This window comes from Rhizobium sp. K102, from assembly GCF_022385315.1.
GTDB lineage: Bacteria > Pseudomonadota > Alphaproteobacteria > Rhizobiales > Rhizobiaceae > Rhizobium > Rhizobium croatiense.
On the sequence record NZ_CP092435.1, the window covers coordinates 392,506 to 417,637 of the forward strand.

The window sequence follows — 25,132 nt, forward strand, 5'->3', positions numbered from 1 at the left end:
CGCTCTTGAACGATCTGGCCGCTGACGATTCGGAGCCTGGGAGCAACCCCATCGCTTCAGTGAGAGATACCTGAACTCATGCGGCCTTTTTGGCCTGCGCCGCCTTTTGGTGGCTGCCGGTTCGCCATTTCTGGATCGGCCGTTCGATCATTTCCCAGCTCAAAGCGGAAAAAGCGATCGTGGGGATCGCGACGACGACCAGTTCGATGAATCCCCGCTCCAGCGGATAATCGAACACCCACCACAGAATCTGCATCATTAGCCAGAGCATCGGAAAGTGGTAGAGATAACACCCGTAGCTGATGCGGCCGAGATAGGCCAAGGGCCGGAAGCCGAGAATACGATCGAGAACCGGGCTGGTACCTGATGCCGTTACGGCAATCAGGATTGCCATCGGCAGAAGCGGAAGAGCTTGCAGGAGGAACTTGACGACGACGAGCAGCCTAGGGTCGCTTGTCTCAACGAGTTGCAGTGCACCCCACAGCGCTGTTGGCAGGATTACTGCAATCAGGCGCATTCGAGACGGCCGTGCCAGCACGCCCGAAAAGAAGAACGCCAAGGCTCCGACGCCGAGCGCATCAAACGAGAAGGGCGGCCACAAGACCACTTGCTCGGCGTAATAACCGGTCACAAAGCAGGCGAGCCAGAATGCCACCGCAATGGCGATGGCGCCTCCGGCCGCCAGCGCCACCAATCTATTTGTGCAGCTCAGGACGATGAGCGGCCAGATGAGATAGAACTGCCATTCGACGGACAAGGTCCAGGTGTGGGCAAGCACCCACGGGTTCCAATTCATGCCCATTGCGAACCAGATATTCGACAGAAATGCGAGGTGATAAAAAAGCCCGTCCTGGATCGTGACCAGGTCGAGCGCGGCAAGCCCCAGGAGCAGGGCGTAATAGGTAGGCAGAAGCCTTGCCGCCCTTCGCGCGTAGAAATTTTGCAGCGCCGCAAGGTAGGTGAACCCCTTGGCATCACGCAACTCGATCAGGTTGCCGGTGATCAGGAAAGCGCTCAGAACGAAGAACGTTCGCACCGCCAGATCACCGAGCAAGGAATTATCGTCGACGAAATGCGTGTAGAACACTCCAAAGATGGCGATTGCCCTGATGCCATCAAGTGCCCTGATCCGATCCGCCGCCATTTCCCACCCGTTCCGTCGATCGAATGATCATCATCCGGCAGAGCCCGGTCGGGCGCAAGAGGAACAAGCCGCGCGTAAAGCCGGTGCCGGGTCTTGCCCCGACGAGGTCGCGGCGAAACAGCCCTTGACGCCTTCCCAACTTTGCGAAATGCTAAGATGTCAGACCAATTTTAGATCTGACTGCCTGAGAAGAAAATGGGGAACCATGAAGGCAAATCGTAGCGACAGGCCGGTGATCCGGCCGCTTCCGGCGATCGACCGCGCACGTCAGGTGACAGATGCGCTGGCGGATTATGTCGAAGACGCGCGCCTGCAGGCGGGTGACCGGCTGCCGGCCGAGCGTGAGCTGATGGCCGCACTTGCCGTCGGGCGTTCGACCATTCGCGAGGCGATCCGCCATTTTCAGGCGCTCGGCGTCATCGAGACGCGCAAGGGCAGCGGCACCTATCTGCTGAAGCCGGTGTCCCGGGCAACGATCCATATGCCGCTGTCCTTTGATGCGGCGCATCTGCGCGACGCACTGCTGCAGACGCTCGAAGTGCGCCGCGGCATCGAATGCGAGGCGGGCATGGTCGCAGCCAGGCGGCGCACGAAAAAGGATCTCGTCGTGATCGAGGAGAAACTCAACGCGATGGAGCGGGTGCATCTGGAGAAGGGTACCTCCGGGCCGGAGGATCTCGCTTTCCATCTCGCCGTCTACGACGCCACCCACAATCCGCTGTTTCGCCAGCTGCTCGAGCAGATGCGCGAGACTTTCGAGCGCTTCTGGGAGCACCCCTTCGACCGGCAAGATTTCGCCCGCCGGTCCTTTCCCTTTCACCGCACACTTTTCAACGCGATCGCTGCCGGAGATGCCGAGGCGGCGCGCGCCGAAACGTTGAAAATTCTCGATATCGTCGAGGAAGACATCAAGGAAATGTCCAAATGAGCAGCGGCGCTGACCCGTTCGATTTTGTCTCCATCATCACCGCGCATGACGACGGCAACTTCGCCGATGCCGTCGTACCGCCGATCTTCCAGACATCGCTTTTCACCTTTTCCGATTATGACGAGATGATTGCCGTCTATCGTGGCGAGAAGGTGCGGCCGACCTATACGCGCGGGCTGAACCCGACGGTGCGCGCCTTCGAGGAAATGCTGGCCAAGCTCGAAGGTGCGGAGGATGCGCTGGGTTTTGCCAGCGGCATGGCGGCGATCTCGTCGAGTGTTTTGAGCTTCGTCGAGCCGGGCGACCGCATCGTCGCCGTCAAACATGTATATCCTGATGCCTTCCGCCTGTTCGGCAGCATCCTGAAGCGCATGAAGATCGAAGTGACCTATGTCGACGGGCGCGACGAGGAGGCGGTCGCCAGAGCGCTGCCCGGCGCTAAGCTGTTGTACCTGGAAAGCCCGACGAGCTGGGTGATGGAGGCGCATGACGTCGGCGCGCTCGCAGCGCTGGCCAAGCGCCGCGGCGTCGTCTCGATGATCGACAACAGCTGGGCGAGCCCGTTCTTCCAGCGGCCGCTGACGCTCGGCGTCGATCTCGTCATCCATTCGGCCTCGAAATATCTCGGCGGCCACAGCGATGTGGTGGCGGGGATCGTCGCCGGCTCGAAGGAGATGATCGCCCGCATCAAGGCCGAGGCCTATCCCTATCTCGGCGGCAAGCTTTCGCCCTTCGACGCTTGGCTGCTGATCCGCGGCCTGCGCACGCTGCCGCTGCGCATGAAGGCGCATGAGGCGTCGGCGCTGGAAATCGCCAGGCGCCTGCAGCGGCTCGAGGTGGTGGAGACGGTTTGCCATCCCGGCCTCGCCAACCGCCTGCCGGCCGGGCTCAACGGCACCTCGGGCCTGTTTTCCTTCATCTTTCGCGAAGGCGTCGATATCCGCGCCTTCGCCGATCACCTCAAGCTCTTCAAATTGGGTGTAAGCTGGGGTGGGCACGAAAGCCTGATCGTACCGGGCGAGGTGGTGCTGCAGCAGAAGGCACAGCCGAATTCCGCGCAAACCTTCGGCATCCATGCGCGATCCGTACGCCTCCATGTCGGCCTCGAAGGAACCGAGGCGCTGTGGAGGGACATCGAGGAGGCGCTCGCCGCCTCGCAATCCTGAAACCCGAGAGAAACCGAAAAGGGGGAACTGAGCATGAAAAAACTAATAATCTCGACGCTCTTTGCTTCGCTGATGGCGGGCACGGCCTTTGCCGACACGACGCTGAAGCTGGTCGAAGTCATCACCAGCCCGGAGCGCACCGAAACGCTGAAATCGATCGTCGGCAAGTTCGAGGCCGCCAATCCCGGCACCAAGGTCGACATCATCTCGCTGCCCTGGAACGAAGCCTTCCAGAAGTTCGCCACGATGGTGTCGGCCGGCGACGTGCCCGACGTGATGGAAATGCCCGATACCTGGCTGTCGCTCTATGCCAATAACGGCATGCTCGAAAGCCTCGAGCCCTATCTCGAAAAGTGGGAGCACACCAAGGAGCTGACGCCGCGCGCCCTCGAACTCGGCCGCGACGTCAAGAACACCGCCTATATGCTGCCCTACGGCTTCTATTTGAGGGCGATGTTCTACAACAAGAAGCTGCTCTCGGAAGCTGGTGTCGCCGAGCCGCCGAAGACGCTGGACGAATTCACTGCCGCGTCCGAAAAAGTCTCGAAGCTGCCGGGCAAATACGGCTACTGCATGCGCGGCGGGCCGGGCGGCCTCAACGGCTGGATGATCTTCGCCGCCTCGATGGCCGGCTCGAACAAATACTTCAACGAAGACGGCACCTCGACGATGAACAGCCCCGGCTGGGCCAAGGGCATCGAATGGATGGTCGATCTCTACAAGAAGGGCTATGCGCCGAAGGACAGCGTCAACTGGGGCTTCAACGAAGTCGTCGCCGGCTTCTATTCCGGCACCTGCGCCTTCCTCGACCAGGATCCGGATGCGCTGATCGCCATTGCCGAGCGCATGAAGAAGGAGGATTTCGGCGTTGCGCCGCTGCCGAAAGGGCCTGACGGCAAGTCCTTCCCGACCATCGGTTACGGCGGCTGGTCGATGTTTTCGACGAGCGCAAACAAGGACCTGTCCTGGAAGCTGATCGCAACACTCGAAGGGCCGGAAGGCAATCTCGAGTGGAACAAGCGCATCGGCGCCCTGCCGGCCTATACGTCGGCCGAGAAGGATCCCTTCTATGCCGGTGACCAGTTCAAGGGCTGGTTCGAAGAGCTGGCGGACCCGAACACGGTGCCGACTGTCATGCCGACCTACCTCGAGGAGTTCGCCTTCTTCAAGGATTCGCTGGCGATCAAGACCTCGCAGCAGGCCCTGCTCGGCGACATCTCGGCGAAGGATCTGGCGGACCAGTGGGCGGACTATCTGACCAAGGCGCAGCAGAAGTTTTTGAGCAAGAAGTAGCGGGGAAGGGGGCGGCTGCAGCCCCCTCATCCGCCTGCCGGCACCTTCTCCCCGGTGGGGAGAAGGGAATGTGCCGCGACCTCTCCATCGCTTCTCCCGAGAAGGTGGCCCGAAGGGTCGGATGAGGGGGCCGCAGCCGCCCAGTTTTCAGAAGCATCAGCCGCGCGAGAATTCTCAACCGGGTAGACAATGGAAATTACGCACTGATGACCATTTCCGCCGATATGCTCGACATGCGTCGCGACCGCAGGCCGTGGCTGCGTCGTCTTGCCGATGCTTCGGAGCCCTATCTCTACAGCGCCCCGTCACTGATCCTGATCATCGCGGTGATGCTGGTGCCGCTGACATTGGGTGTCTCCTACGCCTTCCGCGATATCCAGCTGCTCAATCCCTTTTCCGGCGGCTTCATCGGGCTCGATCATTTCCGCGAGCTTTCTACGGATGCAGCCTTCTACGGCGCGCTCAGGAACACGCTCTGGTGGACCGGCGCCTCCGTGGTCCTGCAGTTCGTCTTCGGGCTCATCCTGGCGCTGCTGCTCGACAAGCCGTTTAAGGGCAGGGCGATCGCCCAGGCGCTGGTCTTCCTGCCGTGGGCCGTGCCGTCCTTTCTCGCCGGCCTCAACTGGGCCTGGCTGTTCAATCCTGTTATCGGACCGATCCCGCACTGGCTTTTCGCCCTCGGGCTGATGCATGAGCCGGGCAATATCCTGTCCGATCCCAATTATGCGATGTGGGGGCCGATCATCGCCAATGTCTGGTGGGGCATTCCCTTCTTCGCCATCACGCTGCTGGCGGCCCTGCAGGCGATCCCGCGCGATCTCTATGAGGCGGCGTCGATCGACGGCGCCGGCTGGTTCCAGCGCTTCCGCTCGATCACCCTGCCGTTTCTGGCGCCGACCATCGCCATCACAGTGCTTCTGCGCACTGTCTGGATCTCCAATTTCGCCGATCTCATCGTCGTCATGACCAATGGCGGGCCGGCCGACCGGACGCAAATCGTCGCGAGCTACATCTTCACGACCGCGTTCAAGCGGCTCGATTTCGGTTATGCCTCGGCGATCGCGCTGGTCCTGCTGGTGCTGCTGCTTGCCTATTCGATGCTGATCATCCTGCTCAGGCAGACGCTGCTGAACAAGGATTGAGACCATGAGACGATCCATCCTTCCCACCATCGCGCACCGCCTGGCGATCCTCTGCTACATCGCCTTCGCGCTCTTCCCGCTGTTCTGGCTGCTCAAGGTCTCGGTGACGCCGAACGACCTGCTCTATAGCGAGGGCGTGCGCATGTGGCCGTCGCGCACGAGCTGGGATCATTATGCCTTCGTGCTGCAGCACAGCGCCTTTCCGACCTTCTTCAAGAACAGTCTGATCGTTTCGGCCTCGACGGCAGTGACCGTGACGGTCTGCGCCTCGCTCTCCGGCTATGCCCTGTCGCGCTTCAATTTCCGGGCGAAATACTGGATCGTCGCGCTGATGCTGCTGACCCAGATGTTTCCGCTCGTCATGCTGGTCGCGCCGATCTTCAAGATCCTGTCGCCCTTACATCTGACCAACAGCCTGACCGGGCTGGTCATCGTCTACACCGCCTTCAACGTGCCCTTCGCCACCTTCCTGATGCAGTCCTTCTTCGACGGCATCCCCAGGGATTTGGAAGAGGCGGCGATGATCGACGGGGCCACGCAGTTCACCGCCTTCCGCCAGATCATTCTGCCGCTGACGCTGCCCGGCATCGCCGCGACGCTCGGCTTCGTCTTCACGGCCGCCTGGAGCGAGTTGCTCTTTGCGCTGATGCTGATCAACGGCAACGACGCGGCGACCTTCCCGGTCGGGCTTCTCACCTTCGTTTCGAAATTCTCGGTGGATTTCGGGCAGATGATGGCGGCGGGCGTCATGGCGCTCATTCCGGCCGGCCTCTTCTTCCTGCTCATCCAGCGTTATCTCGTCCAGGGCCTGACGGCCGGCGCGGTCAAGGGTTAAACAAATGGCATCGATCGATATCCAGAATATCCGCAAAGCCTATGGCCATGTGCAGGTGCTGCACGGCGTCGACCTTGAGATCCGGGACGGCGAATTCGTCGTGCTGGTCGGTCCCTCCGGCTGCGGCAAGTCCACGCTGTTGCGCATGATCGCCGGGCTCGAAGATGTCACATCAGGTGAAATCCGCATTGCCGGCGCCAGAGTGAACGAACGGCATCCCAGGGATCGCGACATCGCCATGGTGTTCCAGTCCTACGCGCTCTATCCGCATATGAACGTCGCCGGCAACATGAGCTACAGCCTGAGGCTCCGGAAAACGGCGAAGGAGAAGATCGCCAGCGCCGTCTCCGCCGCCGCGGCCAAGCTCGGCCTCGATCCGTTGCTCGAACGACGGCCGAAGGCGCTGTCCGGCGGCCAGCGCCAGCGCGTCGCCATGGGCCGCGCCATCGTCCGCCAGCCGAAGGCTTTCCTGTTCGACGAGCCGCTGTCCAATCTCGATGCGCGCCTGCGCGAACAGATGCGCGCCGAAATCAAGAAACTGCATGGGGAGCTGAAGGCGACCTCGATCTATGTCACCCATGACCAGATCGAGGCGATGACGCTGGCCGACCGGATCGTCGCCATGCATGGCGGCGTCGTCCAGCAGGTCGGCAGCCCCCTGGAACTCTACGACCGCCCCGCCAACCTATTCGTCGCCGGCTTTATCGGCTCGCCGGGGATGAATTTCCTCGACGCGACCTATGAAGCAGGTGGTGTGAGGCTGAAGGACGGTACGATCGTGCCGCTTGCAAAGCCGCTGCCGCTGGCGGATGGAGCCAAGGTGACGCTCGGCATCCGGCCGGAGCATGTGCTGATGACGAATGACGGGGCGGGGCTTGCCACCGATGTGGAGCTCGTCGAGCCCACCGGCTTCGGCATTATCCTGCACCTGGCCCTGCACGGCCTGCCCTTCAAGATCTTCACATTGGATCGCGAAGCGCTGAAGGCCGGGCCGAAGGTCAACGTCGCCTTCCCGCCACAATATCTGCATGTGTTCGATGACGAAGGACGACGCGTCGATTGAGCAGTCGAGGATCAAAACTGCTCCTCAGGCTGCCTATCTCCTTGTTGTTCCCGTCGTATAAAGCAGCCGGCGTGAAAAAGATCGATCAGATTCAAGGGGATGACCGAGACTCGGAAAGCGCGTGAATCATTTTGGCTAAGCTATTGAAATTTGATTCGTTTTGATTCGGAACCAATCGTAAAGTGATTTCGGTTGACTCGCACTGGTTGCGGCAGGGAGCGCGTGCGAAATGGTTGCCCCGAGAGCGAATTGGAAAGGCTTTATCAAGTTCGGGGAGGTCGCTTTCCCCGTGGCGCTCTACACCGCCGCCTCCACATCCGAGCGGATTGCGTTTCACACGCTGAACAGGAAGACCGGCAATCGGGTGCGCCGAGAATTCGTGGACGGTGAGACCGGCGATCCGGTCGAACGCGAGGACCAGGTCAAAGGTTTCGAGATCGAAGATGGCCGCTACGTTGTCCTCGAGCCCGAGGAGGTCGCCGCCGCCGTTCCCGAAAGCGACAAAACGCTGAAGGTGGAGGCGTTTATTCCTTGGGACGAGGTCGACGACGTCTATTTCGACAAGCCTTATTATCTGGCCCCCGACACCATGGGCAGCGACGCTTTCAAGCTTCTGAGGGATGGCATGAAGAAGGCCAAGGTCGCGGCCATCGCCCGGACGGTGCTGTTTCGGCGTTTGCGGACGCTTCTCATCCGCCCCCTTGGCAAAGGGCTGGTCGGCTCCACTTTGAACTTCGACTATGAAGTCCGCTCCTCCGAGAAGGCTTTCGAGGAGATGCCGGATCTCAAGATCGAAGGCGAGATGCTGGAGCTTGCCAAGCACATCATCAACACCAAGAAGGGCGAGTTCGATCCGAAGGAATTCGACGACCGTTACGAAGCGGCCGTCGCCGAACTGGTGAAGGCAAAAATCGAAGGCCGCACTCTTCCGAAGAAAAAGGCCGCGCCGGCTGCGAAACCGAACGACCTGTTACAGGCACTGCGTGAGAGCGCCGGCATGACGACCCCAGCAAAGACGAAGCGTACCGCCGCAAATGCCAATGCCGGCAAGAGCAGGCAGAAGGCCGCAAGCGCATCGGCGCCGAAATCTCGCAGCCCCGGCGGCGCTCACCAGCGCCGGGCCGGGTGATCGGAGGTTGCCATGGCGATCCGGCCATATTGGAAAGGGTATCTGAAGCTATCGCTCGTCACCTGCCCGGTGCAGATGATGCCGGCCACCTCCGAAAACGAGAAGGTGCGCTTTCACACGCTCAATCGCACAACTCAAAACCGCGTCGTCAGCCATTATGTCGATGCCGTCACGGGCAAGGACGTGAAAGATGAAGACGAAGTGAAAGCCTATCAGCGCGGTGAGAACGAATACGTCTTACTCGAAGACGAGGAGCTGGAGAACGTTGCGCTTGAAAGCACCAAGACGATCGATATCGGAGTGTTTACGCCCCGCAACAGCGTCGAATGGATCTGGCTCGACACGCCCTACTATCTTTCACCCGACGATCCGGTCGGCCAGGAGGCATTCTCGGTGATCCGCGATGCGATGGCGGCTGAGGACATGGTGGGCATCTCCCGGCTGGTGATTGCGCGCCGCGAGCGCGCCGTCATGCTGGAGCCACGCGGCAAGGGGATCGTCCTTTGGACCCTGCGATACGGTGACGAAGTGCGCGACGCGGAGAGCTACTTCGAGCGGGTGGATGATCAACCGGCGGACAGCCAAATGATGCCGCTGGTTCAGCAGCTGATCAAGAAGCAGACGCAGCATTGGAACCCGAAGATGGCCTCCGACCCCGTGCAGGATAGGCTGCTCGACATCATCGAGGCCAAGAAGAAACTGATGAAGAAACCTGTCAGGGTAAAGTCGAAGGGCAGGGAAAAGGCAGAGACGGCTCCCAGCAACGTCGTCAACATCATGGAAGCCCTGCGCAAATCCGTCGATGCCGAGAACCGATCCGGCAGGCATTGAGAAATGACCAGACCACGGCAACGCTCCGCCCCCCTCCTTCGCGAGTCCAGTTCGTCGATACAATCTCGACCTGTCCGCCGGCGTGATCCCGACCAGCCAAGCCTGCCGTTCGATGCAATGCCGTCCAGAGTGGAGCCCTGCCTGGCGTTGCTGAAGCAAACGGTGCCGCAAGGGCCGGATTGGCTCTATGAGGTGAAGTGGGACGGCTACCGATTGGCGATCCACATCGAGCCAAGGAGCATTCGCATCCTCACCCGCGGCGGCCATGACTGGACCCACCAATTCCCGACTATCGCCGCAGGCGCAAGAGAGCTCGGTGTAACGAGCTGCATTCTCGACGGAGAAGCCGTCGTACTCGATGAACAGGGGCGGTCCGACTTTGGAGCGTTGCAGCGCTCGCTCGGCGGCAGAGGCGGCAAGCGGATCTCAACCGAATCCGTCTTCTGCGCCTTCGATCTGTTATACCTCGATGGTCACGAGCTGACGCGCACCGAGCTCTCGGTCCGCCGTCATCTTCTGCAGGATCTGATTCCCGAGACCGACAATGGTGCCATTCGGTTCTCGCAAGACCTGCATTTGGCTGGCGAGGAACTGCTTGAGCACGCCTGCCATCTGGGCCTGGAAGGCATCATTGCCAAGCGCAGGGACAGCCCTTACCGAAGTGGTCGTCTCGGGGACTGGCAGAAGATCAAGTGCGTTCAGAGCGATAGTTTCATGATCGTCGGGTACGAGGAATCCGCCAGCACCCGCGGCGGGCTCGGCAGTCTTCTGCTTGCGGGTCGCAAGGGTCAAGGCTGGATTTATGTCGGATCGGTCGGCACGGGGTTCAATCGAACGGAGGCGGAGGATTTGCGCAAGACGTTGAACCGTCTTCAAACGAAAAAACCTGTTGTGCCGCTGAAAGGAAAACGCCTTGTCTTTTCCCAGCCGACCCTCATCGCCGAAATCGAGTTTCGCGGCTGGACGCGCGAGGGCAGTCTCCGCCACCCCTCATATAAAGGCCTGCGCGAAATCCAGGATAATGCTGCCGTCTTTGATATGACTGATGCCACTGCGAGCACAGGACGTTCCGCGGGCGATTAAGATCTCGCCAACACCAACTGCGGCCTGGCGCCTGGCAGTGTCAGGCGGCATGTTTGCCGGTGCGGCCAAGCCTCTTGATGGCCTGCTCCAGGGCGCGCTGCCCCTCACAATAATCCTTCCAGGCGGCCGACTTCGATAATAAAGCAGGCACGGTTCGAACCGTAAACCTTTTGGGATCAAGGTCTGATTTCACCTGCGTCCATGTCAGAGGCATTGACACCGTGGCACCTGGGCGGGCTCGAGGAGAGAGTGGAGCCACCGCTGTCGCCATGCGGTCGTTGCGCAGGTAATCAAGGAAAATGCGACCGCCCCGCAAGCTCTTCGTCATTTTGATAAGGTAGAGATCGGGGGTACTGCGGGCCATCTGCTGGCAGACGTCGTGCGCGAAGGCCTTTGCTTCAGGCCAGGACAACGGCTTACGCTTATTGACGGCAAGGGGCGTCACGACATGCAGGCCCTTGCCGCCGGTCGTCTTGCAGAAGCTGATCAATCCGAGGTCCTCCAGCCGGTCGCGCATTTCCCGGGCAGCCGCAACAACCGTGGAAAAGGGAACATCGGGTCCGGGATCGAGATCGAATACCAGACGACCCGGTACTTCCGGTTGACCGGGTTCACAGTTCCACGGATGAAGCTCGACCGCCGCGATCTGGGCGAAGCCGGCAAGGCCTTCGATGCGATCGATCTGCAGGTATGGCTTCTTGTCGCCGAACACTTTGACCAATTCGAGCAGGTTAGATTGCCCCGGCATCGCATGACGCTGGAAAAACTGCTCGCCATCAATTCCATCCGGGGCACGGATGATCGAGCAGGGCCTGCCCTTCAGGTGGGCGATCATCCAGTCGCCGACCGCCTCGTAATAGCGGGCCAATTCTTCCTTTGTTACCGGCTCACCACCATTGGTACCCGGCCACAATGGTTTGTCCGGGTTTGAAATGAGGACGCCCATGACATCGGCCTTCTGAGCCCTACGGCGCGTTGATCTCTGATCGGCTCTCGAAGCCGGCTCCGCAACCTTGGCTTTGGAGGGTCTTAGCGGCCGTTCTGCCTCGACTTCCTTGGCCGGCTTATCTTCGCGCAATCCTTTGAAAGCTCCTTGCCGGACAAGACCGTCCGCGGTCCAGCCCTCGAATTCGATCTCGGCGACAAGCTCGGGTTTCACCCAGACGACTTCAGCCTGCTTCTTAGGAGCGCCGGCTCCAGTGAACGGCGACTGCGCAGTCTCCAGCGCCTTCAGTTTCGGAAGCAGCGTTTCGACCTTCTTGGCGCCGTAGCCGGTCCCGACACGGCCGACATAAACAAAGTTATCGTCGCTGAAAACGCCGACGAGAAGGGAACGAAACTTGCCGTTGGTTTTGGCATAGGCACCGATGACCACCTCGTGCCCTGCACGGCACTTGGACTTCGCCCAGCTTTCCGCTCGACCGGAATGATAAGCGGCATCTGCCTGTTTTGACACGATGCCTTCCAGCGAGAGCTTGCATGCCGACCTGAGGACGGCGTCACCGCCGCCGGTGAAATGTTCGACGAAGCGGATGCGAGGATCATTGTCGGCCTCCGTGAGGAGCTCCTGCAACCGCGTCTTTCGCTCGATGAGGGGCTCGAGGCGGAAGTCCTCGCCGCCGTCATAGAGCAGGTCGAAGGCGAAGTAGACGAGATCGCCGGTCTTGCCCTCCGACAGCGCGGCCTGCAGCGCGGCGAAGTCCGGCGCGCCGTGCTCGTCGAGAGCGCAGATCTCGCCATCGACGATACAATCTGGAAGGGCTGACGCCGCCCGGGCGATTTCCGGGTACTTGGCCGTCCAGTCGAGACCCTTCCTGGTTTTCAACGTTGCTTCGCCGCCGAGCACCCGCATCTGGATGCGATATCCGTCGAATTTGATCTCGTGGATCCAGCCGTCCCCGCCAGGCGGCCGCTCCCGCTTCTCGCAAAGCTGTGGCGCGATGAAATTCGGAAGATCAACCGCCGTCGCCGTACTGGTGCGCTTTCCGCCGCTCGCTTCCCGCCGCTCGTCGGCGGCCAGTCCGTGATTGCTGTCCCAGACGGCGTCGGCCTCGACCTTGCCGCCCTCCACCATGAAGGGTTTCGGCTTGCGCCCCTTGCCGGCTGCGATCATTTCCATGCTGCGGCCTGAGGCCACCGAGGTGACGTTGCCTTCCAGGATAGCGGCACCGTTCTCTTCCACCGAGAACTCGTCATGATGCTTGATCAACAGCCAGTTGGTACGCTTGCTGCGCTCGCGATCGCTACGCATGCGCACAAGCACGAAGCTTCCGTGCAAGCGCTCGCCGTCAAGCGTGAACTTGAAATCGCCCTTGAGAAGGGCTTGCTCGGGGCTCGTCCTTCCCTCCGGCTCCCAATAACCGCGATCCCACAGCATGACTGTGCCGCCGCCATACTGGCCTTTCGGAATTGTGCCTTCGAAATCGCCATAATCGAGTGGATGATCCTCGACCTCGACCGCCAGGCGCTTGTCGCGTGGATCGAGCGATGGACCCTTTGTGACAGCCCAGCTCTTGAACACGCCATCGAGCTCGAGCCGCAGGTCGTAGTGCAGACGTGTCGCATCGTGCTTCTGAATGACAAAGCGGCGGCGGTTGCTCTTTTTGATGCGCCGCTCACCGCTGGGCTCAGCGGTCTTCTGAAAATCGCGTTTTGATCGGTAGCTCGATAGCTTGTCGTTGGCCATGGCTGTTCCTGGACATTCGGTCCTCAAACGAAATAGCGGTCATCGTTGTTCCCATGCCGAGCGATGGCCAAATCCCTGAAAAGGAAAAGGGCTTGTCGCCAGTTGGCACGGACGGGGACTGTTTGTCCCCGCCATTGTATGATCGCGTATCAACGACTGTGGCGCTAGAAGCATTCGCCGAGCGGAAAAAACTTTTGCCGCATCGCCCGCGAGGGCTATATCGTCAAATGACCTTGCTGGACTGGATGCCATGACCGACACTGTTCTCGACCGCTTTCTCCGCTATGTCGTTATCGACACCCAATCCGATCCCGCCTCGTCGACGCAGCCGACCACCGAAAAGCAGAAGGATCTCGGCCGGGTTCTGGTCGACGAACTGCTGATGATCGGTCTTGCCGATGCGCATCTCGATGAACACGGTTATGTCTATGCGACCATTCCTGGAAATAGCGACAAGCCGGTACCCGTCATCTGTTTCTGCTCGCATATGGATACGGCGCCCGATTTTACCGGCACGGGCGTCAAACCGCAGATCATCCGGAATTATGCCGGCGGCGATATCCAGCTTATCGGCGATTCGAGCCGGGTGATCCGTGTCTCCGAGCATCCGGAGCTCAACAACCAGATCGGCAATGACATCGTCACGACCGACGGAACGACATTGCTCGGCGCCGACGACAAGGCAGGGCTGGCGGAAATCATGGCCGCGGCCCAGATGCTGGCCGACAATCCCGATATCCGCCACGGGACGATCAAGATCCTGTTCACGCCCGATGAGGAAGTCGGGCGCGGCGTCAACAGGGTCGACTTGAAGAAACTCGGCGCCGACTTTGCCTATACGATGGACGGCGAAACCGCCGGCCATATCGAGGATGAGACCTTTTCGGCCGATGGCGTCGAGATCAGCATTTCAGGCGTGGCGATCCATCCGGGCTTTGCCAAGGACCGGATGGAGAACGCCATCAAGATCGCCGGCGCCATCATCGACCGGTTGCCGAAGGACCTGGCGCCGGAGACCACCGAAGGCAGGCAGGGCTTCATCCATCCGGTCGGCGTGACCGGTTCGATGGAAAAGGCGTCGCTGAGCTTTATCATCCGCGATTTCACCGAAGCGGGATTGGCGGAAAAGGAGGCCATGCTCGACGCCATCGTCAAGGAGGTGATGGTTGCCTATCCCGGCTCGACCGCTCATTTCCAGGTGACGGAGCAGTATCGCAACATGAAGGCGGTGCTCGACCGTCACCCGGAGATCGTCGAAAATGCGCTTGAAGCCGTGCGCCGGGCCGGCATGACGCCGGTGCGCGGCAGCATCCGCGGCGGCACCGACGGTTCGCGCCTTTCTTTCATGGGACTGCCATGCCCGAATATCTTCGCCGGCGGCCATGCCTTCCACTCGCCGCTCGAATGGGTCAGCCGCCAGGACATGGAAAAGGCGGTCAAAACGATCGTGGAACTGGCGAAGGTCTGGGAAGAGCGCGCTTAAGGCGCTCTCCTCACGGAGATATCGGAACGGCGGGCTTAGCCGCCGTTCGCCGGGATAGCTCCGCGTAGCATCACGCTGTCATAGGCGGGGCGTGGCGTGGGGATGGCGACCGGCATTCCCGGCTCGGGCGCGATCGAGGGTTCCGGCGGGGTCACCGGCGCGGTTATCCGCATCGGTGCCGTGCTCGCCGTGGCCATGGGATCGGGCGCCGGCAGCGGAACGGGAACGGCCGAGGGGATCAGCACCTCGAACTGCGGCGGCAGCATGCTTTCGCCGGGCACATAATTCATCGCCACTTCGTAGGAGGGCAGCGGCGGCGGCGTTTCGAGCATGCCGTTGGAGTCGCGCTTCTCGTAGAAGGCGTTGCCGCCGGCGACCGTCACATAGTGCATGTTGTCGTAAGGGAATTTCAGTCCGTCGGTGTGGAAGAACATCGCATCCTTCACCGCCGGATGGCGCGCGCCCTTCAGCAGGATCGCATCGGCCGCGGTGGCAAGCTCCGGTTCGGCCTGCGCCTTGACCTCGCGCGTCATGACGCCGGGCGCAAACTGTCGGTTCTGGGCGACGACACCACAGATCGATGGTGGATAGGCGCCCGACGTCAGCCTGTTCATGACGACGGTGCCGACGGCGAGATAGCCGTCTTCATCGGAATGCTGCGATTCGAAATACATCGCACGCTTCAGGCAGTCGCGATCTTTTGCCGTATAATTGAAGGTGACTTTCGTCGGTTGAACCTTGGTCTTGGCCGCCGTCGCCGCCGGCTTCGGTGTTGTGGTGCAGCCTGCGGCCGCCAGTCCTACGAATAAAATCCCGATCAGGGATTTTCCAAAGGAAATCTCCGCCCTCAACGCCAGGTGCCTCCTATGGGATTAGTCCAGCCCTTTATGATTAATGCGAAAAAACTTTTACTCGTCATATGACTGAAACACAAACAACCGTAGATCACAAAAACCAAAATCGACTCCCGCCAAAGGCGACTTCGGCGGAGAGTGTCAGACTGCCTGCTGCATAATTCCGAAAATTTAACGAATTATGCAGCGGCCCAGACTGCGGCAGCCCACTTTGCGCCCTTGATCCGTCAGCTGCGGAACAGCTTCCAGCGGGTCGGCTTGAAAGCCACCCGGTAGCGGTCGAGCCGGTCTGCCTCGCTCGGCGGCAGCTCGATTTCGATATGCGGGCGGTCATTGCCGATGTCGAGTTCGATATGACGGGTGCCAGCGACGCGGCGGCTGGAGACCCGCTGGCCGGCAATGCAGTTTTCCGCCGATTCGCAGAGCCTGACGTCGTGCGGGCGGAAGTAGAGCTGCGCGGGTCCATCGGGCTCACCCTCGGCATTGAGGCCGAGCGAGCGGCCTTCGAAGCGGATGTCGCCGTCTGAGATTTCGACCTGCAGGCAATTCGACTGGCCGATGAAGCCGAAGACGAAGGGCGAGTTGGGGTTGTCGTAGACCTCATCAGGCGTGCCGACCTGTTCGATCGCGCCCTGGCTCATGACGACGACGCGGTCGGCAAGCTCCAGCGCCTCGTCCTGGTCGTGCGTGACGAAGACGGTGGTGTGGCCGGTGCGGTCGTGGATCTCGCGCAGCCATTTGCGCAGGTCCTTGCGCACCTGAGCGTCGAGCGCGCCGAAGGGTTCGTCAAGCAGCAGCACGTTCGGTTCGACGGCCATGGCGCGGGCGAGCGCCACCCGTTGGCGTTGGCCGCCGGAAAGCTGCGCCGGATACCGTGTTTCAAGGCCGGAAAGCTGCACGAGGTCGAGCAGCTCCAGCGCCCGGCGGCGGATGTCGGCCTTCGCAGGACGCCGTGCGCCGCTTCTGACCCTCAGCCCGAAGGAGACGTTGTCGAGCACCGTCATGTAGCGAAAGAGGGCATAATGCTGGAAGACGAAGCCGATATTGCGCTGCTGCACGGATTTCTTCGAGGCGTCGTCTTCGCCGAAGAAGATCTGCCCCTCCGTCGGGCTTTCCAGGCCGGCAATCAGGCGCAGCAATGTCGTCTTGCCGGAGCCCGAAGGGCCGAGGAGGGCGATCAGCTCGCCGGAGCGGATGCTGAGCGAGACATCGTGCAGCGCCGGAAAACGCTCGAATTCCTTGCGAATGTTTTGAACGCGTACTTCCATTGCAAATCCTTCAGTGCCGCCGGCTGGCGGAGATCTCCGCGCTGTAACGCATTTCCAGCAGCGTCTTCAAAACCAGGGTGACGAGCGCCAGCAGGGCCAGCAGCGTGGCCACGGCGAAGGCGCCGGTAAAATTATACTCGTTATAGAGAATCTCGACCTGCAGCGGCATAGTGTTGGTCTGGCCGCGAATATGACCCGAAACCACCGAGACGGCGCCGAACTCGCCCATGGCGCGGGCGTTGCAAAGCAGCACGCCATAGAGCAGGCCCCATTTGATGTTCGGCAGCGTCACGTACCAGAAGGTCTGCCAGCCGCTGGCGCCGAGCGAAAGCGCAGCCTCCTCGTCCGCCGTTCCCTGCTCCTGCATCAGCGGGATCAGTTCGCGGGCGACGAAGGGGAAGGTGACGAACATGGTCGCGAGAATCAGCCCCGGCACGGCGAACAGGATCTTGATGTCGTGGGCGCTGAGCCACTGGCCGAGCCAGGTATTGGCGCCGAAGAGGAGCACGAAGACCAGGCCGGAGATGACGGGGGAGACCGAGAAGGGCAGGTCGATCAGCGTCGTCAGGAAGGCCTTGCCTTTGAACTCGAACTTGGCGATCGCCCAGGCGGCGGCGACTCCGAAGACGAGATTGAGCGGCACGCTGATGCCGGCGACGATCAGCGTCAGGCGGATCGCCGAGAAGGTCTCCGCATCCTGCAGCGCCTCGATGAAGGGGCCGGCCCCCTTGCGGAAGGCTTCGACGAAGACGGCGGCAAGCGGCAGCAGCAGGATCAGCAGCAGGAAGACCAGCGACAGGATGATCAGGCTGTAGCGCGCGATCCGGTGTTCGGTGGTCACCGAACGCAGCTTGATGGGTTGCGCGGTCGTATCAAGCGCCATAGCCATACCTCCGCCTGCTCCAGCTCTGGATGAGGTTGATGACGAGCAGCATGGCGAAGGAGAGGATCAGCATGATCGCCGCAATGCCGGTCGCCGCCGCGTAATTATATTCTTCGAGCTTGATGATGATCAGCAGCGGCGCGATCTCCGATTTGAATGGCAGGTTGCCGGCGATGAAGATGACCGAACCATATTCGCCGACGCCGCGGGCAAAGGCGAGCGCGAAGCCGGTGAGCACGGCCGGCGCCAGCCCCGGCAGCAGGACGCGGAAAATCGTCTGGAGGCGATTGGCGCCGAGTGTCGCGGCGGCCTCCTCGACCTCCTTGTCGATTTCCTCCATGACCGGCTGCACGGTGCGCACGACGAAGGGCAGCCCGACGAAGATCAGCGCCACGACGATGCCGGCCGGCGTGAAGGCGATCTTGATGCCGAGCGGCGTCAGGAACTGGCCGATCCAGCCGTTTGGCGCGTAGAGCGTCGTCAGCGCGATGCCGGCAACCGCAGTCGGCAGCGCGAAGGGCAGATCGACCATGGCGTCGATGACGCGCTTGCCGGGGAAGCGGTAACGCACCAGCACCCAGGCGAGGATGATGCCGAAGACGGCATTGACGATCGCGGCGATGAAAGCGCTGCCGAAGCTGATGCGCAGCGCGTTCAGCGTGCGCGGATCGAGCGCGATCGACCAGAATTTCTCCCAGCCGAGGGCGCTCGAGCGGACAGCAATGCCCGAGAGCGGGATGAGAATCAGGAGGGTGAGCCAGGTCAAGGTAAGGCCGAGCGCCATTCCGAAACCCGGAATGACGCTCGGCCGTTTGAACCGCCACCGCGTGGGGCTATGTGCTTTCATGAAATCTATTATTGGGCCGGCTTGTAGATTTGGTCAAATACGCCGCCGTCGCCGAAGAATTTCGGCTGGGCTTCTTTCCAGCCGCCGAAATCATCGATGGTCGCGAGCGTCAGCTTCGGAAAGCGGGCGATGTCGGCCGGATCGGCGACTTCCGGCTTGATCGGCCGGTAGTAATGCTTGGCGGCGATCTTCTGGCCTTCGTCCGAATAGAGGTAGTTGAGATAGGCTTCGGCGACCTTGCGCGTGCCCTTCTTGTCGACATTGCCGTCGACGATGGCGACCGGCGGGTCGGCGCGGATGGAGAAACTTGGCGTGACGATCTCGAACTGGTCGGGGCCGAGTTCCTCGAGCGAAAGATAGGCTTCGTTTTCCCAGGCGAGCAGCACGTCGCCGAGGCCGCGCTGAACGAAGGTGGTCGTGGCGCCGCGCGCACCGGTGTCGAGGACCGGAACATGCTGCAGCAGCTTCGTCACGTAATCCTGCGCCTTGGCGTCGTCGCCGCCATTGGCCTGCTTGGCCCACGCCCAGGCGGCGAGGAAGTTCCAGCGGGCGCCGCCCGAGGTCTTCGGGTTCGGCGTGATCACCTGCACGTCGTCCTTGACCAGGTCGGCCCAATCCTTGATGCCCTTCGGGTTACCCTTGCGGACCAGGAAGACGATCGTCGAGGTGTAGGGTGTCGAATTGTTCGGGAACTTCGTCTTCCAGTCGGTGGGGATCTTGCCGGTCGCCTTGGCGATCGCATCGATATCGCCCTCGAGCGCCAGCGTGACGACGTCGGCGTCGAGGCCGTCGATGACCGAACGGGCCTGGGCGCCGGAACCGCCGTGGGAGGCCTTGATCGTAACGGTTTCCCCATTGTCCTTCTGCCATTTGGCGGCAAAGGCGGCGTTGAAGTCCTTGTACAATTCGCGGGTCGGATCATAGGAGACGTTAAGCAACGCCTGATCCGCGAATACAGGCGTCATGCTGCCGAAGACGAAGCTGCCTGCCATGACCGCGGCCGCGAGGAGCCGGGTGAACCGTTGTGTCTGCATTGGGACCCTCCTGTTTACTGTCTTAACTCTATCAAGTCAGTCGTATAATGAAACGAAACATCTTCCGGTTCTGGCGTCCCTGTTAGAATGCCATTCCATTTGAGGGGTTATTTGGAAATAGACGTGCCGGAGTTGGCCGCGGCCAATCGCCCGGTCGCCGCCGTCCTGCCGCAGAACCGTGTTTTTTTGGCCACAGTTCCCCCGCAACCGACGCAGGCAATGCTGATTTTTGCCCGGATTTTGCCGCGATGACACTTGCGGATTCCTATATGGCGACGGTGCGGTCGTATTTGCCGGCCGCTACGTGGGGGCATCCCTTGAAATGCGCCTCGCATTCCAACCTGTTAGGGCCATTCAAAATGAATATCAGAACTATCCTTTTTGCCTCCGTTGCCGCCCTTGCCGCGGCCTCCGGAGCACGCGCAGCCGACGCCATCGTGGCGGCGGAACCCGAGCCCGTGGAATATGTTCGCGTTTGCGACGCCTACGGCACCGGCTATTTTTATATTCCGGGAACGGAAACATGCCTTTCGATCGGCGGTTACATCCGTACCGAAGTTCGCTTCGGTGACAACATCGCCGGCGATTCCGACGTAAACTTCTGGACGCGTGGCCAGGTCACCTTCCAGGCGAAGAACGACACCGAGTTCGGCACGCTCACCGGCGTCATGACGCTACGTTACAATGCCAACAATGCCTCCGATCAGGAAGCTCTGCTGGATGAAGGCTATCTCGACATTGCCGGCTTCCGCGTCGGTATGCTCTATAGCTGGTGGGATGACGACATGAGCGGCGAGACCGATACGCTCGCCAGCAACGAGACGAGCCACAACTCGATCCGTTATCAGTACGAGTTGGGCGCTTTCGCAGCCGGCATTTCGGTCGACGAACTGGAAGAAGACTACGCCACCAAGCCGGGCGAAGGCCCGAACAACTTCGGTGTCGCAGGCCAGGTCTCCTACAAGGCCGGCGCCGTCAGCGCTTACCTGCTTGCCGGTTATGACACCGACACCAGCGAAGTTGCTGTCCGCGGTATCGTCTATGCCGATATCGGCCCGGGCACGCTCGGCATCGCCGGCATCTGGGCAAGCGGCGCCAACTACTACTACGAAGAGTCCGAATGGACGATCGCAGCAGAATACGCCTTGAAGATCAATGACAAGTGGAAGATCACTCCCGGCTTCCAGTACTTCGAAAACATTGCTCTCGAGGCTGACGGCAATGGCTTCACCGGCGGCAGCGCCTACACAACCGGTGTCACGATTGACTACCAGATCGTCGAAGACCTGCGTTCGAAGCTCAGCGTGCAATATCACGATGAGGACGAAGGCGACGACGAAGTGTTCGGCTTCCTGCGCTTCCAGCGCGATTTCTAAGATCGTCTCACTGCAGACGACCGGGCGCGGCCTTTGGGCCGCGCCTTTTTCATACCCGCGAGTCGGCGATGAAATCGGAATAGAATTCGTCGGCCGTCCTTGCCTTGCGCATGGCGGCGAGCACGCCGTCCGATTGCAGCCGCAGGGCGATGGCCGACAGCACGTTCAGATATTCGCCGCGGTTGTTCTCCCCGAAAAGCAGCACGACGGCGATCTCGGCCGGAACATCGTCGATCGCCTCGAAATCCAGCGGCCGGGAAAAGCGGAAGAGCAGACCGCGCGGGCTGCTCATGGTCTCGATCGCCGCATGCGGAATGGCGATGCCGTTGCCGATCCCGGTGGAGCCAAGCTTTTCGCGGGTTTCGAGCGCCTTCAGGATGATCTGCGAATCGACGGAAAAGGCGATGGCCGCTTTCTCCGCAATGGTCTGCAGCGCCCGCCATTTCGTCGGAGCCGATACGCCGATGAAAGTATGTTTCGGCCGGATGATACTGGGAAGGTTCATGTCATTCTCGATATAGTCGGCTCGAAGGTCGGCAACGGGGAAGGGGAGGAATATCAGTCCGGTTCTCTGAGCCGGTAGCCGACGCCGGTCTCGGTGGTGATATAGTGCGGCTGATCCGGAATTTTCTCGACCTTTTGCCTGATCTGTCTGATGTAAACGCGCAGATATTGCACGTCAGCCGCCGGCCCCCAGACCTGCTTCAACAGAAACTGGTGTGTCAGCACCTTGCCGGCATGCTGGGCGAGCACGCGCAGAATGTCGTATTCCTTCGGCGACAGTTTTAGGTCCTCACCGTCGACCTTGACGATACGCTTGACGAGGTCGATCGACAGCCCGCCGGTCTGGAAGATCGCCCTTTCCCCCTGCTGCTGCAGCCGGTGGCGCAGCGCCACGCGGATACGGGCACCGAGTTCGTTGATGCCGAAGGGCTTGGCGACATAATCGTCGGCGCCGCTTTCCAGCGCGTTGACGATGCCGGCCTCGTCGGTGCGGCTGGACAGGATGACAACAGGCATGGAAAGCCCTCCGTCGCGCCACTCCTGCAAGAGGTCATGGCCCGGCGTGTCGGGCAGGCCAAGGTCGAGCACGACGAGGTCGGGCATGTCGTCGGCGACTGACTGGCGGGCGCTTTCGGCATTCGGCGCTTCCTGCACCTCGTAGCCCTGCGCGGTCAGGCCGACGCGGAGCAGCTTGCGGATCGGGGGCTCGTCGTCGACGACGAGGATTTTGACGGCTGAACCGGTCATTTGAGTTCATCCAGTTTCGGAATGTCGTTGGGTTTCGGCAGGCGGATGGTAAAGACGGCGCCTGGGCGGCCACGCCGGTTTCCGGCCGTGATCGTGCCGCCCATCGCCTCGATGAAGCCGCGGCAGATGGACAGGCCAAGCCCGGTGCCGGCGCGCACCTGGTCGCCCTTGCGCACCCGGTAGAAAGTGTCGAAGACGCGGGCAAGGTCGGCCGGCGGAATGCCCGGGCCTTCGTCCAAAACCTGCACGACGACATTGTCGGCATCGGCCCGGCCTTCGATTTGGATCACCGATCCCGCAGGCGCGTATTTGCCGGCATTGTCGAGAAGGTTGAAGATCACCTGCTCGAACAGGACAGGATCGACCCGCACCATCGGCAGCTCGGCGGGCATGCTCATCTCGGTCTTGTGATGCTCCAGGATCTTTGCGGCGCGGGCGAGCGCCGTGCCCACGATATCGCCGGCATAATGCAGCGCAGAGTTCGACTCCAATGCGCCGGACTCGATCTTGGTCATGTCGAGCAGATTGGCGATGAAGCGGTTGAGGCGCTCCGATTCGTCGACGACGGTGGAAAGCAGGTCGGCGCGATCCTCCTCCGGCATCGAGGCGAAGTAATCGCGCAGCGTGCCGGCGGCACCGAGGATGGCAGCGAGCGGCGTCTTCAGATCGTGCGAGATCGAGGTGAGCAAAGCCGAGCGCAGCCGGTCGGCTTCGGCTGCGAGCCTTGCCCGGTCGACGTCGGCGACGAGCTGAACGCGTTCGATGGCAAGGGCCGCCTGGTCGGCCAGGGCATCGAGCAGCCGCTGCTGCTCGGGCGTCAGCAGCGGCCCGTCGGGGCGGTCGCTGTCGAGTCCGATGACCCCGACGGCGGTGCGCCCGGTTCGGAGCGGCACATAGAGGCGCTTGGCGCCGGGCAGGGTGTCTGCACCGCGGCCGGCAGCGTGATTGTGCTCCCAGGCCCAGCGGGCGGCGGCGATATCGGCATCGTCGAGCGTGTCGTCGGGCGGATAACCGGCCTTGACGGCGATGGTGCCTTCCTCGGGCAGCAGCAGTACGACGCGAACCTTCAGCATCGAGGCGAGCTGGAAGGCGGTCGCCCAGAGCACGTCGTCGAGGGTGCCGGTGCCGGCGAGCTTTTTCGAGAAGAGATAGAGATCTTCGGTCGTGCGCGCCCGCTGCCGGGCGGCGGCGGCCTGGCGCTGCACGGTCGCGGTCAGATTGCTGGCGATGACGGCGACGCCGAGGAAGAAGAAGAAAGCGAGCACGCTTTCCGGGTCGCTGATCGTCAGCGTGTAGCGAGGCGGCAGGAAGAAGAAGTTGAAGGACAGCGCGCCGAGAATGCAGCTGTAGAGCGCCGGCCGCAGGCCGTGGAGGACGGCGGAGGTCAGCACCGCCATCAGAAAGACCAGGGCGAGGTTGCGCACATCGAGCACCTGGTCGAGCACGATGCTGACGCCGAGCGCGATGGCGACATAGACGGTCGCCAGCAGATAGGCGCGGAAATCCAGTTGCGGCGCGGTGGCGGCGGCCTTGATGCCGCGCGCGGTGGTGCCGTCCTTCTCGGTGCCCGAGATGACATGGACGCTGATCTCGCCGGTCTTGCGGATCAGCTCGTCGGTGATCGAGCGGCCCCACCAGTCGCGCCAGGTCGGCTTCTTCGGCGCGCCAATGACGATATGGGTGACGTTGTTGGCGGTGGCGTGGCGGACGAGTTCCTCGGCCACCTCGCGGCCGGGAATGGTGATCGCCTCGCCGCCGAGCTGTTCGGCAAGCCGCAGTGTCGAGGCGATCGTATCGCGCTCGGCTTCGCTGAGGTTGATCGAGCGGTGGGTCTCGATATAGACGGCCGCCCAAGGCGCCCGCAGCCGCGAGGCCATGCGCGAGGCGTAGCGCACCAGAGAGGCCGAGCGCGGGTGATGATCGACGGAGACGAGGACCCGTTCGCCCGCCGCCCAGGGGCCCGATATGGCGTGAGCTTGCATGTGGGTCAGCAGCTGGTCGTCGACGCGCTGGGCGGTCTTGCGCAGCGCCAGTTCGCGGAGCGCCGTTAGGTTGCCCGGCGTGAAATAATTGGTCAGCGCCCGCTCGGCCGTGCGCGGCATGTAGACCTTGCCGTCATGCAGGCGCTTGATCAGGTCATCCGGTGTCAAATCGATGATCTCGACATCGTCGGCAAGATCGATGATCGAATCCGGCACGGTCTCGCGCACCCGGATGCGGGTGATCTGCGAGACGACGTCGTTCAGGCTCTCGACATGCTGGATGTTGAGCGTCGTATAGACGTCAATGCCGCGATCGAGCAGTTCCTTGACGTCGAGGTAACGTTTCGGATGGCGGCTGCCCTCGGCATTGGTGTGGGCGAGTTCGTCGACGAGCACGAGATCCGGCTGGCGGGCGAGGATGCCGTCCAGATCCATTTCCTCGAGCAGCCGGCCCTTATAGTCGATTTCGACGCGGGGAATGATCTCGAAGCCGGCGACGAGCGCCTCCGTCTCCTTGCGGCCATGGGTTTCGACGACGCCGATGACGACGTCGAGACCATCGCCGATCTTGGCGCGGCCGGAGATCAGCATCTCGTAGGTCTTGCCGACACCGGGGGCGGCGCCCAAAAAGATTTTCAGACGGCCGCGCATCTCCGCCCGGGCTTTTTCGAGAAGCGCATCGGGCGATGGCCTGCCGGCCTGGTCGCGATTGTCGTCTGGCATGCGTGTGGTCTTTCCTGTCGGCGAGGCTCGCTCCAACCTTCCCTCATCCCTGTGCCCTCAGGGCTTCGCCCAAGGGATGTCACAGGGATCCGGCAGCGTCGCGTCTGCGACGCGAAGGACTCTTTCACGCG

General features: G+C 61.6%; 21 protein-coding genes. 11 read left to right on the top strand and 10 right to left on the bottom strand.

Features of this window, described 5'->3' with window-relative positions:
• Positions 1-76: 76 nt before the first annotated feature.
• A complete protein-coding gene (locus tag MHI61_RS05800; protein ID WP_239789572.1) occupies positions 77-1,144 on the bottom strand; it encodes an acyltransferase in 1,068 nt (355 codons plus the stop codon).
• Between the two features lie 205 nt (positions 1,145-1,349).
• On the opposite strand from MHI61_RS05800, the gene MHI61_RS05805 reads away from it, so the two are divergent.
• The 9 genes from MHI61_RS05805 (at position 1,350) to ligD (MHI61_RS05845) (ending at position 10,614) form a co-directional block, all read left to right on the top strand.
• Positions 1,350-2,072 carry a FadR/GntR family transcriptional regulator gene (locus MHI61_RS05805; protein WP_239789573.1) on the top strand — a complete coding sequence of 241 codons (723 nt, stop codon included), beginning with the start codon at positions 1,350-1,352 and terminating at the stop codon, positions 2,070-2,072.
• Entirely contained in the window at positions 2,069-3,238 is a 1,170-nt protein-coding gene (locus MHI61_RS05810; protein WP_239789574.1) for a PLP-dependent transferase, read from the top strand. The genes MHI61_RS05805 and MHI61_RS05810 overlap by 4 nt, the downstream gene beginning before the upstream one ends.
• Positions 3,239-3,271: 33 nt before the next feature.
• On the top strand, positions 3,272-4,531 hold the full coding sequence (locus MHI61_RS05815; RefSeq protein ID WP_239789575.1) for a sugar ABC transporter substrate-binding protein: 1,260 nt from the start codon (positions 3,272-3,274) through the stop codon (positions 4,529-4,531).
• A 206-nt stretch (positions 4,532-4,737) separates the two neighbouring features.
• Positions 4,738-5,673 carry a sugar ABC transporter permease gene (locus MHI61_RS05820; RefSeq protein ID WP_239789576.1) on the top strand — a complete coding sequence of 312 codons (936 nt, stop codon included), beginning with the start codon at positions 4,738-4,740 and terminating at the stop codon, positions 5,671-5,673.
• Positions 5,674-5,677: 4 nt separating this feature from the next.
• Entirely contained in the window at positions 5,678-6,508 is an 831-nt protein-coding gene (locus MHI61_RS05825; protein WP_183843764.1) for a carbohydrate ABC transporter permease, read from the top strand.
• A 4-nt stretch (positions 6,509-6,512) separates the two neighbouring features.
• On the top strand, positions 6,513-7,571 hold the full coding sequence (ugpC, locus tag MHI61_RS05830) for a sn-glycerol-3-phosphate ABC transporter ATP-binding protein UgpC (RefSeq protein ID WP_239789577.1): 1,059 nt from the start codon (positions 6,513-6,515) through the stop codon (positions 7,569-7,571).
• A gap of 229 nt (positions 7,572-7,800) precedes the next feature.
• A complete protein-coding gene (locus MHI61_RS05835; protein WP_239789578.1) occupies positions 7,801-8,700 on the top strand; it encodes a Ku protein in 900 nt (299 codons plus the stop codon).
• Positions 8,701-8,712: 12 nt separating this feature from the next.
• Positions 8,713-9,531 (top strand): Ku protein, encoded by an 819-nt coding sequence (locus tag MHI61_RS05840; protein ID WP_239789579.1) that lies wholly within the window; start codon positions 8,713-8,715, stop codon positions 9,529-9,531.
• Positions 9,532-9,534: 3 nt separating this feature from the next.
• Complete coding sequence (ligD, locus tag MHI61_RS05845; protein WP_239789580.1) at positions 9,535-10,614, top strand: non-homologous end-joining DNA ligase; 1,080 nt, start codon at positions 9,535-9,537, stop codon at positions 10,612-10,614.
• 40 nt (positions 10,615-10,654) lie between these two features.
• Here the strand turns inward: ligD (MHI61_RS05845) and ligD (MHI61_RS05850) are convergent, their stop codons facing one another.
• Positions 10,655-13,300, bottom strand: coding sequence for a DNA ligase D (ligD, locus tag MHI61_RS05850; protein ID WP_239789581.1), 2,646 nt, complete (start codon positions 13,298-13,300; stop codon positions 10,655-10,657).
• 250 nt (positions 13,301-13,550) lie between these two features.
• Between ligD (MHI61_RS05850) and pepT the strand changes: the two genes are divergently transcribed.
• The gene (pepT, locus tag MHI61_RS05855; RefSeq protein ID WP_239789582.1) at positions 13,551-14,783 is read left to right on the top strand and encodes a peptidase T; all 1,233 of its coding nucleotides are present in this window, start codon (positions 13,551-13,553) and stop codon (positions 14,781-14,783) included.
• Positions 14,784-14,818: 35 nt separating this feature from the next.
• Here pepT and MHI61_RS05860 read toward each other — a convergent pair whose 3' ends face one another.
• From MHI61_RS05860 to MHI61_RS05880, 5 genes are all read right to left on the bottom strand, one after another.
• Positions 14,819-15,634: a cell wall hydrolase gene (locus MHI61_RS05860; RefSeq protein ID WP_239789583.1), complete on the bottom strand. Its 816-nt coding sequence runs from the start codon at positions 15,632-15,634 to the stop codon at positions 14,819-14,821.
• 230 nt (positions 15,635-15,864) lie between these two features.
• Positions 15,865-16,905, bottom strand: a complete 1,041-nt coding sequence (locus MHI61_RS05865) for a sulfate/molybdate ABC transporter ATP-binding protein (RefSeq protein ID WP_239789584.1) — start codon at positions 16,903-16,905, stop codon at positions 15,865-15,867.
• A gap of 10 nt (positions 16,906-16,915) precedes the next feature.
• A complete protein-coding gene (gene cysW, locus MHI61_RS05870; RefSeq protein ID WP_239789585.1) occupies positions 16,916-17,788 on the bottom strand; it encodes a sulfate ABC transporter permease subunit CysW in 873 nt (290 codons plus the stop codon).
• Positions 17,778-18,635 carry a sulfate ABC transporter permease subunit CysT gene (gene cysT / locus MHI61_RS05875; RefSeq protein ID WP_239789586.1) on the bottom strand — a complete coding sequence of 286 codons (858 nt, stop codon included), beginning with the start codon at positions 18,633-18,635 and terminating at the stop codon, positions 17,778-17,780. Before cysT ends, cysW begins: the two co-directional genes overlap by 11 nt.
• Before the next feature lie 8 nt (positions 18,636-18,643).
• Positions 18,644-19,669, bottom strand: a complete 1,026-nt coding sequence (locus MHI61_RS05880; RefSeq protein WP_239789587.1) for a sulfate ABC transporter substrate-binding protein — start codon at positions 19,667-19,669, stop codon at positions 18,644-18,646.
• 359 nt (positions 19,670-20,028) lie between these two features.
• Here MHI61_RS05880 and MHI61_RS05885 point away from each other — a divergent pair, with 359 nt between their 5' ends.
• The gene (locus MHI61_RS05885; RefSeq protein WP_239789588.1) at positions 20,029-21,045 is read left to right on the top strand and encodes a porin; all 1,017 of its coding nucleotides are present in this window, start codon (positions 20,029-20,031) and stop codon (positions 21,043-21,045) included.
• A 49-nt stretch (positions 21,046-21,094) separates the two neighbouring features.
• On the opposite strand, the gene MHI61_RS05890 is transcribed toward MHI61_RS05885, so the two are convergent.
• Genes MHI61_RS05890 through MHI61_RS05900 form a run of 3 tightly spaced genes read right to left on the bottom strand, consistent with a single transcriptional unit; the run spans position 21,095 to position 25,001 of the window.
• A complete protein-coding gene (locus MHI61_RS05890) occupies positions 21,095-21,550 on the bottom strand; it encodes a PTS sugar transporter subunit IIA (RefSeq protein ID WP_239789589.1) in 456 nt (151 codons plus the stop codon).
• A gap of 53 nt (positions 21,551-21,603) precedes the next feature.
• A complete protein-coding gene (locus tag MHI61_RS05895; protein WP_239789590.1) occupies positions 21,604-22,296 on the bottom strand; it encodes a response regulator transcription factor in 693 nt (230 codons plus the stop codon).
• Entirely contained in the window at positions 22,293-25,001 is a 2,709-nt protein-coding gene (locus tag MHI61_RS05900; protein WP_239789591.1) for a sensor histidine kinase KdpD, read from the bottom strand. Before MHI61_RS05900 ends, MHI61_RS05895 begins: the two co-directional genes overlap by 4 nt.
• Positions 25,002-25,132 lie beyond the last annotated feature (131 nt).

Coding starts and splice junctions, on each gene's coding strand:
- MHI61_RS05800 (WP_239789572.1), bottom strand. CDS start 1,144: ATGGCGGCGGATCGGATCAGGGCACTTGATGGCATCAGGGCAATCGCC.
- MHI61_RS05805 (WP_239789573.1), top strand. CDS start 1,350: ATGAAGGCAAATCGTAGCGACAGGCCGGTGATCCGGCCGCTTCCGGCG.
- MHI61_RS05810 (WP_239789574.1), top strand. CDS start 2,069: ATGAGCAGCGGCGCTGACCCGTTCGATTTTGTCTCCATCATCACCGCG.
- MHI61_RS05815 (WP_239789575.1), top strand. CDS start 3,272: ATGAAAAAACTAATAATCTCGACGCTCTTTGCTTCGCTGATGGCGGGC.
- MHI61_RS05820 (WP_239789576.1), top strand. CDS start 4,738: ATGACCATTTCCGCCGATATGCTCGACATGCGTCGCGACCGCAGGCCG.
- MHI61_RS05825 (WP_183843764.1), top strand. CDS start 5,678: ATGAGACGATCCATCCTTCCCACCATCGCGCACCGCCTGGCGATCCTC.
- ugpC (WP_239789577.1), top strand. CDS start 6,513: ATGGCATCGATCGATATCCAGAATATCCGCAAAGCCTATGGCCATGTG.
- MHI61_RS05835 (WP_239789578.1), top strand. CDS start 7,801: ATGGTTGCCCCGAGAGCGAATTGGAAAGGCTTTATCAAGTTCGGGGAG.
- MHI61_RS05840 (WP_239789579.1), top strand. CDS start 8,713: ATGGCGATCCGGCCATATTGGAAAGGGTATCTGAAGCTATCGCTCGTC.
- ligD (WP_239789580.1), top strand. CDS start 9,535: ATGACCAGACCACGGCAACGCTCCGCCCCCCTCCTTCGCGAGTCCAGT.
- ligD (WP_239789581.1), bottom strand. CDS start 13,300: ATGGCCAACGACAAGCTATCGAGCTACCGATCAAAACGCGATTTTCAG.
- pepT (WP_239789582.1), top strand. CDS start 13,551: ATGACCGACACTGTTCTCGACCGCTTTCTCCGCTATGTCGTTATCGAC.
- MHI61_RS05865 (WP_239789584.1), bottom strand. CDS start 16,905: ATGGAAGTACGCGTTCAAAACATTCGCAAGGAATTCGAGCGTTTTCCG.
- cysW (WP_239789585.1), bottom strand. CDS start 17,788: ATGGCGCTTGATACGACCGCGCAACCCATCAAGCTGCGTTCGGTGACC.
- cysT (WP_239789586.1), bottom strand. CDS start 18,635: ATGAAAGCACATAGCCCCACGCGGTGGCGGTTCAAACGGCCGAGCGTC.
- MHI61_RS05880 (WP_239789587.1), bottom strand. CDS start 19,669: ATGCAGACACAACGGTTCACCCGGCTCCTCGCGGCCGCGGTCATGGCA.
- MHI61_RS05885 (WP_239789588.1), top strand. CDS start 20,029: ATGAATATCAGAACTATCCTTTTTGCCTCCGTTGCCGCCCTTGCCGCG.
- MHI61_RS05890 (WP_239789589.1), bottom strand. CDS start 21,550: ATGAACCTTCCCAGTATCATCCGGCCGAAACATACTTTCATCGGCGTA.
- MHI61_RS05895 (WP_239789590.1), bottom strand. CDS start 22,296: ATGACCGGTTCAGCCGTCAAAATCCTCGTCGTCGACGACGAGCCCCCG.
- MHI61_RS05900 (WP_239789591.1), bottom strand. CDS start 25,001: ATGCCAGACGACAATCGCGACCAGGCCGGCAGGCCATCGCCCGATGCG.